The 14,092-nt window shown below is 66.6% G+C and carries 10 protein-coding genes; all 10 read right to left on the bottom strand.

Annotated elements, in window-relative coordinates; all coding sequences use genetic code 11:
* Window positions 1–103: 103 nt before the first annotated feature.
* The 10 genes from AVAK2825_RS08595 to AVAK2825_RS08550 all read right to left on the bottom strand — a co-directional run bounded on the left by AVAK2825_RS08595 (window position 104) and on the right by AVAK2825_RS08550 (window position 13,976).
* On the bottom strand, window positions 104–1,582 hold the full coding sequence (locus AVAK2825_RS08595) for a glutamate synthase subunit beta (RefSeq protein ID WP_284396694.1): 1,479 nt from the start codon (window positions 1,580–1,582) through the stop codon (window positions 104–106).
* 50 nt (window positions 1,583–1,632) lie between these two features.
* Window positions 1,633–6,387: a glutamate synthase-related protein gene (locus AVAK2825_RS08590; protein WP_284396690.1), complete on the bottom strand. Its 4,755-nt coding sequence runs from the start codon at window positions 6,385–6,387 to the stop codon at window positions 1,633–1,635.
* Between the two features lie 180 nt (window positions 6,388–6,567).
* Complete coding sequence (locus AVAK2825_RS08585; protein ID WP_284396687.1) at window positions 6,568–7,272, bottom strand: transposase; 705 nt, start codon at window positions 7,270–7,272, stop codon at window positions 6,568–6,570.
* Window positions 7,273–7,410: 138 nt separating this feature from the next.
* Window positions 7,411–8,364, bottom strand: a complete 954-nt coding sequence (locus AVAK2825_RS08580) for a class I SAM-dependent methyltransferase (protein ID WP_284396685.1) — start codon at window positions 8,362–8,364, stop codon at window positions 7,411–7,413.
* On the bottom strand, window positions 8,361–8,996 hold the full coding sequence (locus tag AVAK2825_RS08575) for a DUF1415 domain-containing protein (protein ID WP_284396683.1): 636 nt from the start codon (window positions 8,994–8,996) through the stop codon (window positions 8,361–8,363). The genes AVAK2825_RS08580 and AVAK2825_RS08575 overlap by 4 nt, the downstream gene beginning before the upstream one ends.
* Window positions 8,997–9,105: 109 nt before the next feature.
* Window positions 9,106–10,275, bottom strand: a complete 1,170-nt coding sequence (locus AVAK2825_RS08570; RefSeq protein ID WP_284396681.1) for a deoxyguanosinetriphosphate triphosphohydrolase — start codon at window positions 10,273–10,275, stop codon at window positions 9,106–9,108.
* A 57-nt stretch (window positions 10,276–10,332) separates the two neighbouring features.
* Complete coding sequence (gene aroB, locus AVAK2825_RS08565; RefSeq protein ID WP_284396679.1) at window positions 10,333–11,496, bottom strand: 3-dehydroquinate synthase; 1,164 nt, start codon at window positions 11,494–11,496, stop codon at window positions 10,333–10,335.
* Window positions 11,497–11,738: 242 nt separating this feature from the next.
* Window positions 11,739–12,284, bottom strand: coding sequence for a shikimate kinase (locus tag AVAK2825_RS08560; protein WP_284396676.1), 546 nt, complete (start codon window positions 12,282–12,284; stop codon window positions 11,739–11,741).
* Window positions 12,266–12,865 (bottom strand): hypothetical protein, encoded by a 600-nt coding sequence (locus AVAK2825_RS08555; protein WP_284396673.1) that lies wholly within the window; start codon window positions 12,863–12,865, stop codon window positions 12,266–12,268. Before AVAK2825_RS08555 ends, AVAK2825_RS08560 begins: the two co-directional genes overlap by 19 nt.
* The gene (locus tag AVAK2825_RS08550; protein ID WP_284396670.1) at window positions 12,792–13,976 is read right to left on the bottom strand and encodes an Ig-like domain-containing protein; all 1,185 of its coding nucleotides are present in this window, start codon (window positions 13,974–13,976) and stop codon (window positions 12,792–12,794) included. The genes AVAK2825_RS08555 and AVAK2825_RS08550 overlap by 74 nt, the downstream gene beginning before the upstream one ends.
* Window positions 13,977–14,092 lie beyond the last annotated feature (116 nt).

Raw genomic sequence — 14,092 nt, 5'->3', positions numbered from 1 at the left:
CAGGGGCTTTTTTTTTGGGTCGTTCGGGCCACCGCATCAATCCAAAGAAAACGGCGCTCTGAAGAGCGCCGTTTGTTTCAAAGCCTGCCGCTTTTGACGGGACTCAGCGCGGCAAGTCGGAGTACCCCATCAGGAATTCGTCCACCGAGCGCGCGGCCTGGCGGCCTTCACGGATGGCCCACACCACCAGGGACTGGCCCCGGCGCATGTCGCCCGCGGCGAACACCTTGGGCACGTTGGTGGCGTAGCCGCCGTCGAAATCGGTGGTGGCCTTTGCGTTGCCGCGGGCGTCCTTGTCCACGCCGAAGGCCTCCAGCACCTGCGCGACGGGGCTCACGAAGCCCATGGCCAGCAGCACGAGGTCGGCCTTGAGGACCTGCTCGCTGCCGGCCACCTCGACCATCTTGCCTTCCTTCCATTCGACGCGGACGGTCTTGAGGCCGGTGACCTTGCCCTTCTCGCCCAGCAGTTCCTTGGTGGAGATGGAGAACTCGCGCTCGCAGCCCTCTTCGTGGCTGGAGCTGGTGCGCAGCTTGATCGGCCAGTAGGGCCAGGTCATGGGGCGGTTCTCGACCTCGGGCGGCTGGGGCATCAGCTCGAACTGCGTGACGCTCACGGCGCCGTGGCGGTTGCTGGTGCCCACGCAGTCGCTGCCGGTGTCGCCGCCGCCGATCACGATGACGTGCTTGCCGTCGGCGCGCAGCTGGCCCTTGAGCTTGTCGCCCGCGTTGACCTTGTTCTGCTGGGGCAGGAACTCCATCGCGAAGTGCACGCCGTCCAGGTCACGGCCCGGCACGGGCAGGTCGCGCGACTGCTCGGCGCCGCCGGTCAGCAGCACGGCGTCGAAGTCCTTTTGCAGCTGCTCGGGCGTGATGGTTTCCTTGGCCCAGTTGGTGACCTTGGAGCCCTTGCCCAGGCCGTCCTTGGCGGCGCCGATGAACACGCCGGTGCGGATGGTGACGCCCTCGGCGGCCATCTGCTCGGCGCGGCGGTCGATGTGCGACTTCTCCATCTTGAAGTCGGGAATGCCGTAGCGCAGCAGGCCGCCGATGCGGTCGTTCTTCTCGAACAGGGTCACGTCGTGGCCTGCGCGCGCCAGTTGCTGGGCCGCCGCCATGCCGGCCGGGCCGGAGCCGACCACGGCGACCTTTTTGCCGGTCTTGTGCTTCGGGGGCAGGGGCTTGACCCAGCCCTCCGCCCAGGCGCGGTCGATGATGGCGTGCTCGATGGACTTGATGCCCACCGGGTCGTCGTTCACGTTGAGCACGCAGGCGGCTTCGCAAGGCGCGGGGCAGATGCGGCCGGTGAACTCGGGGAAGTTGTTGGTGCTGTGCAGCACCGCGATGGCGCTCTTCCAGTCCTGCTGGTACACCAGATCGTTGAAGTCCGGAATGATGTTGTTGACCGGGCAGCCGTTGTTGCAGAACGGCGTGCCGCAGTCCATGCAGCGCGCGCCCTGGATCTTGGCCTGCGCGTCATCCAGGCCGATGACGAATTCCTTGTAGTGCTTCAGGCGCTCGCCGACGGGCTTGTAGCCCTCTTCGATGCGCTCGAATTCCATGAAGCCGGTGGTCTTTCCCATGATGTCTGTCCTTGAATCGTTGAATGCGGTGCGGGTGGATCGGGCGGGCCTTACTTGGCGGGCACCGTTTCCTTCGCAGGATGGGCGACCGCGGGGGTCGCGGGCTCCTCCAGCACCTTGCGTTCATGGATTTCGGACAGCGCGCGCTTGTATTCGGTCGGGAACACCTTCACGAACTTGGCGCGCGAGGCCGCCCAGTTGTCCAGCAGTTCGCGCGCACGCTTGCTGCCGGTCCAGCGGTTATGGTCTTCCAGCATCTTCTTGAGCTGGGCTTCGTCGGTCTGGTCGCGGTGCCAGATGCCGCGCGAGATGCTGGCGGTCTGCTCGTCGCCGGGCAGGATGCGCTCCAGCGTCACCATGGACAGGTTGCAGCGGGTGTCGAACAGGCCGTCCTCGTCGTACACGTAGGCCACGCCGCCGCTCATGCCGGCCGCGAAGTTGCGGCCCGTCTTGCCGAGCACCACCACGGTGCCGCCCGTCATGTATTCGCAGCCATGGTCGCCGGTGCCTTCCACCACGGTGGAGGCCCCGGACAGGCGCACCGCGAAGCGCTCGCCCGCCACGCCGCCGAAGAACGATTCGCCGCTGGTGGCGCCGTACATCACGGTGTTGCCCACGATGGTGTTGCGCGTGGTGTCGCCGCGAAAGTCGATGCTGGGGCGCACGATGACGCGGCCGCCCGACAGGCCCTTGCCGGTGTAGTCGTTGGCATCGCCGATCAGGTACAGCGTGATGCCGCGCGTGAGGAACGCGCCGAACGACTGCCCGCCCGTGCCTTCCAGCTGGATGCGGATGGTGTCGTCCGGCAGGCCTTCAGGGTGAGCGCGCGTGACGGCGCCCGAGAGCATGGCACCCACCGAGCGGTTCACGTTGCGCGCCACTTCGATGAACTGCACGCGCTCGCCCTTTTCGATGGCGGGCTGACTGCGCTCGATGAGCTTGCGGTCCAGGGTCTTCTCGATGTTGTGGTCCTGCACGTCGACATGAAAGCGCGGCACGTCGGCCGGCACGTTCGGCTGGGCGAACAGGCGGCCGAAATCCAGGCCGCGCGCCTTCCAGTGGGCGATGCCGGCACGCATGTCGAGCAGGTCGGTGCGGCCGATGAGGTCGTCGAACTTGCGGATGCCCAACTGGGCCATGATCTGGCGCACTTCTTCTGCGATGAAGAAGAAGTAGTTCACCACGTGCTCGGGCTTGCCCGAGAACTTCTTGCGCAGCTCGGGGTCCTGCGTGGCCACGCCCACGGGGCAGGTGTTCAGGTGGCACTTGCGCATCATGATGCAGCCCTCGACCACCAGCGGCGCGGTGGCGAAGCCGAACTCGTCGGCCCCCAGCAGCGCGCCGATGGCGACGTCGCGGCCGGTCTTCATCTGGCCGTCGGCCTGCACGCGCACGCGGCCGCGCAGGCGGTTGAGCACCAGGGTCTGCTGGGTTTCGGCCAGGCCGATCTCCCACGGGCCGCCCGCGTGCTTGATGGACGACCAGGGCGATGCGCCCGTGCCGCCGTCGTGCCCGGCAATCACCAGGTGGTCGCTCTTGCACTTGGTCACGCCCGCGGCGATGGTGCCCACGCCCACTTCGGACACCAGCTTGGTGCTGATGCTGGCGTGCGGCGCCACGTTCTTCAGGTCGTGGATGAGCTGGGCCAGGTCCTCGATCGAATAGATGTCATGGTGCGGCGGGGGCGAGATCAGGCCCACGCCGGGCACGCTGTGGCGCAGCTTGCCGATGTAGTTGGTGACCTTGCCGCCGGGCAGCTGGCCGCCTTCGCCGGGCTTGGCGCCCTGGGCCATCTTGATCTGGATCTGGTCGGCCGACGACAGGTATTCGGCCGTGACGCCGAAGCGGCCCGACGCCACCTGCTTGATGCGGCTGCGCAGCGAGTCGCCGTCCTGCAGCGTCAGGTCGACCTCGACGTTCTCGGCGCCGATCACGCTCTTGAGCGTGTCGCCCTGCTTGATCGGAATGCCCTTCAACTCCTGGCGGTAGCGCGCGGCATCCTCGCCGCCCTCGCCCGTGTTGCTCTTGCCGCCGATGCGGTTCATGGCCACGGCCAGCGTGGCGTGCGCCTCGGTGGAGATCGATCCCAGCGACATGGCGCCGGTGGCGAAGCGCTTGACGATCTCCTTGGCCGATTCGACCTCGTCCACGGCAATGGCCTTGGTCGGATCGAACTTGAATTCGAACAGGCCGCGCAGGGTCATGTGGCGGCGGCTCTGGTCGTTGATGAGCTGGGCGTATTCCTTGTACGTATTCCAGTTGTTGGCGCGCGTGGAATGCTGCAGCTTGGCAATGGCGTCGGGGCTCCACATGTGCTCTTCGCCGCGCGCGCGCCAGGCGTATTCGCCGCCGGCGTCCAGCATGGTCTCCAGCACCGGGTCGTCGCCGAAAGCGGCCTTGTGCATGCGGATGGCTTCTTCGGCGATCTCGAACACGCCGATGCCTTCCACGCGGCTGGCGGTGCCGGTGAAGTACTTGACGATGGTGTCGGTGTTCAGGCCGATGGCCTCGAACAGCTGCGCACCGCAGTAGCTCATGTACGTGGACACGCCCATCTTGGACATGATCTTCGACAGGCCCTTGCCGATGGCCTTCACGTAGTTGTAGATGGCTTTCTCGGGCGACAGGTCGCCCGGCATGCCGGCGTGCATCTCGGCCAGGGTTTCCATGGCGAGGTAGGGGTGCACGGCCTCGGCGCCGTAGCCGGCCAGCACGGCGAAGTGGTGCACCTCGCGCGCCGTGCCGGTCTCCACCACCAGGCCGGCCGTGGTGCGCAGCCCTTCGCGCACCAGGTGCTGGTGAATGGCCGACAGCGCCAGCAGCGCGGGGATGGCCACCTGCGTGGCGTTCACGGCGCGGTCGCTGATGATGAGGATGTTGGCGCCGCCCTTGATGGCATCGACCGCCTGCGCGCACAGCGAGGCCAGCTTGGCCTCCACGCCCTCGCGGCCCCAGTCCAGCGGGTAGGTGATGTCGATGGTCGCGCTCTTGAACTTGCCCTGCGTGTGCTTTTCGATGGCATGCAGCTTGGCCATGCCGGCGAAGTCCAGGATGGGCTGGCTCACTTCGAGCCGCATCGGCGGGTTGACCTGGTTGATGTCCAGCAGGTTGGGCTTGGGGCCGATGAAGCTGTTGAGCGACATCACGATGGCCTCGCGGATCGGGTCGATCGGCGGGTTCGTCACCTGGGCGAAGAGCTGCTTGAAGTAGTTGTACAGCGGCTTGTTCTTGCCCGACAGCACGGCCAGCGGGCTGTCGTTGCCCATGGAGCCGATGCCCTCTTCGCCGTTCTTGGCCATGGGCGCCATCAGGAACTTGATGTCTTCCTGCGTGTAACCGAAGGCCTGCTGGCGGTCGAGCAGCGGCAGCTCGGCCGGCAGCGGACCGGCCGGCGCCTCGCCGCCCACGCTGTCGAGCTTGATGCGCAGGTTCTCGATCCACTGCTTGTAGGGCTTGGTGTTGACGACGTTGGCCTTGAGCTCCTCGTCGTCGATCATGCGGCCCTGCTCCAGATCGATCAGGAACATCTTGCCCGGCTGCAGGCGCCACTTGCGCACGATCTTGTTCTCGGGGATCGGCAGCACGCCGGACTCGGAGGCCATCACGACCAGGTCGTCGTCGGTGATGCAGTAGCGCGAGGGGCGCAGGCCGTTACGGTCCAGCGTGGCGCCGATCTGGCGGCCATCGGTGAACACAATGGAGGCCGGGCCGTCCCACGGCTCCATCATCGCGGCGTGGTACTCGTAGAACGCGCGGCGGCGCTCGTCCATGGTGGTGTGCTGCTCCCACGGCTCGGGGATCATCATCATCACGGCCTGGCTGATGGGGTAGCCGGCCATGGTCAGCAGTTCGAGGCAGTTGTCGAACGTGGCGGTGTCGGACTGGTCGGCGAAGCTGATGGGGTAGAGCTTCTTGAGGTCGGCCGCGAGCACGGGCGAGGCCATCACGCCCTCGCGCGCCTTCATCCAGTTGTAGTTGCCCTTGACGGTGTTGATCTCGCCGTTGTGCGCCACGTAGCGGTACGGGTGGGCCAGCGGCCATTCGGGGAAGGTGTTGGTGGAAAAGCGCTGGTGCACCAGGCCCACGGCCGAGACGCAGCGCTCGTCCTGCAGGTCCAGGTAATAAGTGCCCACTTGGTCGGCCAGCAGCAGGCCCTTGTAGACCACCGTGCGGCTGGACATGCTGGGCACGTAATACTCTTTGCTGTGCTTGAGCTTGAGGTTCTGGATGGCGGCGCTGGCCGTCTTGCGGATCACGTACAGCTTGCGCTCCAGCGCGTCCTGCACGATCACGTCGTTGCCGAGGCCGATGAAGACCTGGCGCAGGATGGGCTCCTTCTTGCGCACGGTGGGCGACATCGGCATGTCGCGGTTGACCGGCACGTCGCGCCAGCCCAGCAGCACCTGGCCCTCGGCCTTGATGGCGCGTTCCATCTCCTGCTCGCAGGCCAGGCGCGAGGCGTGCTCCTTGGGCAGGAAGATCATGCCGACGCCGTATTCGCCGGAGGGCGGCAGCACCACGCCGGTGGAGCCGTCGGGGGCCGTGCCGGCCCGGGCCATCTCTTCGCGGTAGAGCGCGTCGGGGATCTGGATCAGGATGCCCGCGCCGTCGCCCATGAGCTTGTCGGCGCCCACGGCGCCGCGGTGGTCGATGTTCTCGAGGATCTTGAGCGCCTGCGTCACGATGTCGTGGCGCTTCACCCCCTTGATGTGGGCCACGAAGCCCAGGCCGCACGCGTCGTGCTCTTGGGTGGATGAATAGAGACCGTGCTCTTGCAGGTATTGGATCTCGGCAGCCGTCGTCATGGCGCTCTCCTCGGAAATGGGTCGCAGGGAGCGCAAGATTAGTGCATCGCAGCAAGGTCGGGCAAGCACTTTAAATGGGGTCAGATTCGCATTATTGATGAGAATAGATCGCATTTATTTTTATTGGGGACGCATCAAAATCAGGAGCAATAAAGCTTTTTGCCACGAGGCCTGAATGAGTTATTCGGGAATGGGCCTCGGCATTGCGGGCGGGCGGCCGGCCTTGCCTTTGACCACCCGCCGCTCCGTCTGCTGTTGCAACGCCTGCACGAACGCGGCGTCTCCCAGGGCCCAGCCGGTGAGCGCGGAATCGGTCAGCGCCTGCTGATGCAGCCAGCCGACGCCCGCCTGCACCAGCGCGGCGTAGGCCGCCTCCCGGGCGAAGGGTGTATTGCCCAGCGCCCAGAACAACGCATGCGGCGTGATGAGCCGGTCGTTGCGCAGGCCCAGGCAATGGGCGTGGCTGGACCAGGGGTAGTCCACCGCCTGCGCGGTGGCACCGGAGCGCACCGGGTTCAGGTCCATGTAGGCCATGCAAGCAAGCAAATAACGCTCGGGCTGCAGCACGGTGGAGCGGTAGCGCCCCTCCCACAGCGTGCCGGTGCGCGCGTGGCGGTTATTGAAGTAGCGCACGTAGCTGCGCCCCACGGCCTGCATCATCAGCGGCAGCCCGTCGGCCGTCTGGGGGGTGGCCAGCAGGTGGAAGTGGTTGCCCATGAGCACGTAGGCATGGACGGCTACGCCGCAGCGGCGAGCCTGCTCGGTCAGCAGGGCCAGCATGGTTTCGTGGTCCTGCCGGTCAGCGAAGATGGCCTGGCGGTTGTTGCCGCGCTGGATCACGTGGTGCGGGTAGCCGGCAAGGGTCAGGCGGGGCAGTCGGGCCATGGGGTCGCACAAAGTGAAGCAGGCGCCATGGTAGGGGGAATCCGTCCCCGATTCCGCATGTGCCGCCCGATCGGTGCAATCGCTACTATTTTTATAGCATCGAAGGCAAACAAAACCCCGGCATGCGGCCAAAAACCCTCAAACTGTTGCCGGAACCGCCCCGGGCGCCGTGTCAGCCTCTGGCGGCAGGCCGAACCGCGCCGCCAAAGTCTGCTCCAGCCCGAACTCCGCCAAAATCGCCCGCAGCCGCTCGGCCGCGCTGCGCTTTTTCTGGCCGGTGTAGCGGGCCACGATCAGCTCGTTCTTCATGCTGTGCTCCCAGCCCACCAGCTCGGTCACCGTCACCTGGTAGCCGCTGGCTTCCAGGTGCAGGCACCGCAGCACATTGGTGATCTGGCTGCCCATCTCGCGCGTGTGCAGCGGGTGGCGCCACAGTTCGGCCAGCGGCGTGCGCGACAACTGCAGCGCCTTGCCTTGGCGCAGGCACGCGGCCACCTCGGCCTGGCAGCAGGGCACCAGCACCATCGCGCGCGCCTGCTTGGCCAGCCCGAAGGCGATGGCGTCGTCGGTGGCCGTGTCGCAGGCGTGCAGGGCCGTCACCACGTCGATGCGCTGCGGCAGCGCCGCGGCATCGGTGGATTCGGCCACCGACAGGTTCAGGAACGACATGCGCTCGAATGCCAGCCGCTGGGCCAGGGCGCGCGAGTGCTCCACCAGCTCGGCCCGCGTCTCGATGCCGTAGATGTGCCCGCGCCCCAGGGCCTTGAAGAACAGGTCGTACAGGATGAAGCCGAGATACGACTTGCCCGCTCCGTGGTCCGCCAGCGTGGCCGCGTGGCCGTCCTGCGACAGCTCCTGCAGCAGCGGTTCGATGAACTGGAACAGGTGGTACACCTGCTTGAGCTTGCGCCGCGAATCCTGGTTGAGCCGCCCTTCCCGCGTGAGGATGTGCAGCGCCTTGAGCAGTTCGATGGACTGGCCCGGCCGCAGCTCCTGCAGCACCTGGTCTTCGGGCGAGGGCTTCGGCGCGGTCCGCCCCGCCGATGACGAAGACGCGCCCCCCTGCCCGGCCGCAGCTTTGGCGCGCTTCATGCGCCCTCCCCTGCGCCGGCAGCGCCTGCCGGCGTGGACCGCCCGGTCACCGGGCAGCGCGGGCCGACGTCCAGCGCCTTCCAGCCTTCGGCGCCCAGTTCTTCCAGTACTTCGATGTTTCGCTCGAAGATCGCTTCGGCCTCGGGAAAGGCCTCCACCGCACGGTCGATGCTGTCCTCGCGCAGCAGGTGCAGCGTGGGATACGGCGCGCGGTTGGTGCTGTTGGTGACGTCATCCACGTCGGTGCCGTCGAACTGGAACTGCGGGTGGAACGAGGCCACCTGCAGGATGCCGCCCAGGTCCATCGCCTCGACCAGATCGTCGGCCAGCGCGAGGAAGTCGTTGAAGTCCAGGAAGTCCTCCATGCAGCCCGGCGCCATGAGCAAGGTGGTGTCGCGGCGTTCGGCGGAGATTTCGGCCAGCGCTTCAAGCTCGCGCTGCAGGTCTTCCAGCAGGCCCCGGCCATCGGTCGCCTCGCTCACCACGTAGTGGATCTGCGCCTTCACGTGCACCGCCTTGGCGAAGGGGCACAGGTTCAGGCCGATCACCGCGCGCTCCAGCCAGCGCACCATGTCCTCTTTCACGGTGTCGTGCGGAAAGGCGTGCGGGGCGGCGGCGGGCAATTCGGTCATGGGGGCTTTCTTCGGGGGGCGCCCATTTTATCGGCCGGGCGCGGGTGGGCGTTGCGATGGGGCCGTGCCGCCAGACCGCGGCAGCGGGCGGCACGCACCGCCGGAGCGATCAGGACAGCAGCCGCTGGCCGGTGAGGCGCTCGTGCTCGCGCACCGCGAAGCGGTCCGTCATGCCGGCGATGAAGTCCGCCACCGTGCGCATTCGTTGCACCTCGTCGCCGGCCGCGGCGCGCGCCGCGAAGCGCGGCTTCATCGCCTCGGGCGAGTCCGTGTAGGCCGCGAACAGATCGCGCACCACCTGCTGGGCCCGTCCGGTGGTTTCCATGACCTGAGGGTGGCGGTACAGGTTCTGGAACAAAAAGCGCTTCAGCCCCTGGGACTGCGCGCGCATCTCGGCGCTGAACGCCACCAGGGGCGGCGCGCGGCGCACGTCGTCCACCCGCGCCGGCGCGGACTGGGCGATGGCCGCGTTCGTCGCATCGATCACGTCGTACACCTGCGCGCTGAGCATGCGCCGGATCGCTTCGTTCAGAAGCCGCCGCTGGCCCGCCGGCGCCGCCAGGTGCGGGTGGTCGCGCTCGGCCTCGGCGCGGTAGCGCTCGAACAGCGGCACCTCGCTCAGTTGCGCCAGCGTGATGAGGCCGGAGCGCACGCCGTCGTCGATGTCGTGGGCGTTGTAGGCGATCTCGTCGGCCAGGTTGCACAGTTGCGCCTCCAGGCTGGGCTGCCCGCGCTGCAGGAAGCGCTGGCCGATGCCGCCGGGCTCCAGCGCCTCCATGCGCTCGGCGTTGGCGCGCGAGCAGTGCTTGAGGATGCCCTCCCGCGTCTCGAACGTGAGATTCAGGCCGTTGTAATCGGGATAGCACTCTTCCAGTTCGTCCACCACGCGCAGGCTCTGCAGGTTGTGCTCGAAGCCGCCGTGCGCGGCCATGCATTCATGCAGGGCATCCTGCCCGGCGTGGCCGAACGGGGTATGGCCCAGGTCGTGCGCCAGAGAGATGGCCTCCACCAGGTCCTCGTTGATGCGCAGCGAACGGGCGATCGAGCGGCCCAGTTGCGCCACTTCGAGCGAGTGCGTCAAGCGCGTGCGGAACAGGTCGCCCTCGTGGTTCAGGAACACCTGCGTCTTGTAGACCAGCCGGCGGAAAGCGGTGGAATGCACGATGCGGTCGCGGTCGCGCTGGTACTCCGAGCGCGTGGGCGCCGCCGACTGGGGATGGCGGCGCCCCCGGGTATCGGCCGGGTCGCAGGCGTACGGCGCCAATCCAGGGGGCTGCATCAAAAGGGCTTTCACCGCTCGACTGTCTTCAATTTCATGCTATCCAAACAATAGCATTCAGACACAGCAGGCATCGATGACCTCGCGCACCAGCGCATCCGGAGCGGCACGCACCGCCGCGCGCCCGGGGCCGTCGATCACCACGAAGCGGATCTCGCCCCCTTCGGATTTCTTGTCCACCCGCATCAGTTCGAGATAGCGGCCCGCATTGTCCGCCGCATCGATCACCGGGCCGCGCACGGGCAACCCCGCGCGCTCGATCAACTGGCGCAGTCGCTGCACGAAGGCCGCGTCCACCAGCCCCAGCCGGCACGACAGCTCGGCCGCCATCACCATGCCCGCTGCCACGCCTTCGCCATGCAGCCAGACGCCATAACCCATGCCCGCCTCGATGGCGTGGCCGAACGTGTGGCCGAAGTTGAGAATGGCGCGCAGGCCGGCCTCGCGCTCGTCCTGGCCCACCACGAAGGCCTTGATCTCGCAACTGCGCCGCACGGCGTGGGCCAGCGCGACATGGTCGCCGGCGCGCAGGGCATCCATCGCGGTCTCGAGCCAGTCAAGGAACGCCATGTCGGCGATCGGTCCGTACTTGAGAACTTCCGCCAGCCCCGCGCTCAGCTCGCGGGGCGGCAGGGTGTCGAGCGTGGCCAGATCGCACACCACCAACTGCGGCTGGTAGAAGGCGCCGATCATGTTCTTGCCCAGCGGGTGGTTGATGGCGGTCTTGCCCCCCACCGACGAATCGACCTGCGCCAGCAGCGTGGTGGGCACCTGCACGAACGGCACCCCGCGCATGTAGCTGGCCGCGGCGAACCCGGTCATGTCGCCCACCACGCCGCCGCCCAGGGCGAACAGCACGGTCTTGCGGTCGCAGCCGTTGGCCAGCAACGCATCGAAGACGAGGTTCAGCGTCTGCCAGGTCTTGTGTTCTTCGCCATCGGGCAGGACGACCTGCAGCACCCGTGGGTAGCGCGCCGTCAGCGCAGCCTCAAGCCGCTGCGCATAGAGCGGCGCCACGGTCGAATTGGTGACGATCAGGGCCGACGCGGCGGCCGGCAAGGCCTGGTAGGTGGCCGGGTCGTCCAGCAACGATTCACCGATGAGGATGGGGTAGCTGCGATCGCCCAGGGCGATGTCCACCTGGGCGGGGCGATCGCCCGGCAACGCGTCGGCGGATGGGTGGGCGGTGCGGGAAAGGGGGGCGTGGGATGCCAGGGGCATGTCGTGATCCATGGTCGAGAGTCTAGCGGGCCGCCGGGCCGCCCATGCGGACGGATCTCTGCAGGCACAGGTCCGATCCGTGCCGTGCTGCCAGGCATGCGGACATTCGAGGAGAGATGGGTGAGCGGCTCGCTGTACCAGCGCTGCCAGGGGCCAGCGCACGAATCGCAGCGTTGCCGAAAAGAAGCACCGCACGGTGATGACCGGCGCGACAGTGTGCAACCGCGGAAGCGGCGCCGCCGTCAGCCGACGGAGGCCAGTTCCAGTTGCATCGCGATGTGATTCACCAAAGCCGCGACGGTCTTGCCCCGCCCCGTGGACACCACATAGTGGGCCGTGGCCCGGTACAGCGAATCCCGCTGCTGGTGCAGATCCTTCAACCGGCCCAGCGGGTCTGCTCCCTGCAGCAGGGGGCGAGAGGTGTCGTGCCGCACATGGCGAACGATGTCTTCGGGCGACGCGTCGAGATAGACCACCTTGCCATGCGCCCTGAGGCGGTCGCGGTTGGGCGCACGCAGCACGGCGCCGCCGCCCGTGGCCAGCACATGTGCCGGGCCCGCGCCTCGGCCCGCGGTCAGCTCATCGATCACCTGCTCTTCGATGTCGCGAAAGGCGGCTTCCCCTTCACGATCGAAAAAACCACGGATCGAGCAGCCGATGCGCTGCTCGATCACGTGGTCCGAATCGATGAAGGGAATCCCCAGCCGCAGGGCGAGTTGACGCCCGACGGTGGATTTCCCGGAGCCTGGTAGGCCGATGAGGTGGAGACTCAGTTGGGGGTGCTGCAACTGGTTGCTCTTCCGAAGGGGCTCACAACGGAAGCCGGAGGACTCGTTTTGTCTGTCAAGTCAGACACTGCGGCCCCTGCCACGAATGCAAAGAAGGAGCTGGATTCCGTCCCGGACACGATAGCCTTAGCCGCCAGTTCGAAATTCACCCAGAAGGCGTACTGCTGTCCGTAGGTCAACGTGAATTCGGCAGAGCCGGCCGCATCGGTCGTCACCGATGCAGGTGCAATCACTCCAGGCAAACCTGGCGTGAGTTGACCATTGCCATTGGTATCTTCGCCCGCATCCAGAATACCGTTGCGATTCGTGTCTTCGTTAAGACAAGAAATTACAGTACCTGCTTGGTTGTAGCCCCAAGCAGAGGCTGCATCGTTAAAGACCAAAGGCGAGCCTTTGAGATAGTTCGGAACCCAATAGGAAAGCGTCAGATTTTGATTCGCCACGGGTGCGCCGTTAGCATCGTTCACTTGAGCAGAGAACGTCTTGCGGTACGTCGTGTTCAGCTTTTCAACGGTGTTGTTGGCTGCGATCGTGATGAAAAGCGCTTGGCTGCTGATCGTGAGCGAAGACGTGGCCGTCACATTGGTGTTGGCAACGGTCGCACGAATCTGCACGCCGTTGGCGGCCGTGGGACGTGGCACCAGAAATGAAGACGTCCGTCGCCAGGCCGTTGGCATCCGTGACGGCGGAGCCCGTCTTGATGCTGCCACCGCTCAGGTCCTGCACTGCCGTGAAGAAAACGGTCTTGCCCTTGACGGCATTGCCGGCGGCATCACGCACCGTGGCGCGCAACTGGACCTGATTGGCTGAGCTGCCTGCCACGTTCGGGGGCAAAGCGGCGGAAGACGTCTGCAGCACCAGCGAGGCTGGCGTCGAAGCGATGAAATTCAGCGGCAGCGTGGTCACGGCACCGTTGTCCACCACCGCGCTGATCGTCGCCACGCCCACGGATGCGGCCGAAGCCTGGGTAGACGCAATGCCGTTGGCATCGGTCGTCGCCTGGCTGGGAGACACCGAGCCGCGGGTGGTGCTGAACGAGATGACCTTGCCCGCCACACCGGCGCCGCCGGATGCGTAGCGCACGGAGACCGTCCGCGCCGTATTGACCTCGACTTCGGTGTTGGCCGTGGGCGCCGAGAACGCGAAATCCACGCTGGTGACGTTGATGGAAATCTGCGTCTGTGCACCGGCACTCTGGATGGTCACGGTGTCCGTGCCGCTGCGCGTTGCCGCGTAAGCGAACGTCACGGCGCCATTGGCGTCCGTCGAAGTGCTGGCCATGGTGATGGCATTGCCCAGGGACGACGTGACGGCCACCGTGCTGGCGGCAATGGCCGCACCGCCGCTGTCCTTCACGCTCACCGCGAAATTGGTCGTGGCGCCGGTCAGGAGCGACGACGAACCCGATGCGGTCAACGTGGTACCCGTCACCGGAATGGTGATGGATTTAGTGATCGATCCCGACTTCACCGTGACGGCGATGTTGCGGTTGGAACGGTCCGTGCCGGCAGTCAGCACCGCCGTCGCCTTGCCGTCTGCAGCCGTGGTGCCCACGATGCTTGCCAGCGTGCCGCTGGATGCCGTGAACGACACCGCCTGTGCGGACAGGGCGTTGTTGGCGGCGTCCTTCACCACAGCAGTCAACGTCAGGCCGGTCTTGTCGGCCGACGCCAGGCCCGTGGCAGACGTCAAGATTTCCACAGAGGCTGCCGTGCTGACCGGAGTCGTTCCTCCGGGCGTGGTGCCAGCGCTCCCCCCGCCGCCACCGCAAGCGACCAGAGTGGCAGCCAGCGATAGGGCAATGATTT

It is taken from the genome of Acidovorax sp. SUPP2825, assembly GCF_030158995.1.
In the GTDB taxonomy this organism is placed as follows: domain Bacteria; phylum Pseudomonadota; class Gammaproteobacteria; order Burkholderiales; family Burkholderiaceae_C; genus Paracidovorax.
This window is presented reverse-complemented; position numbering and strand designations above follow the sequence as displayed.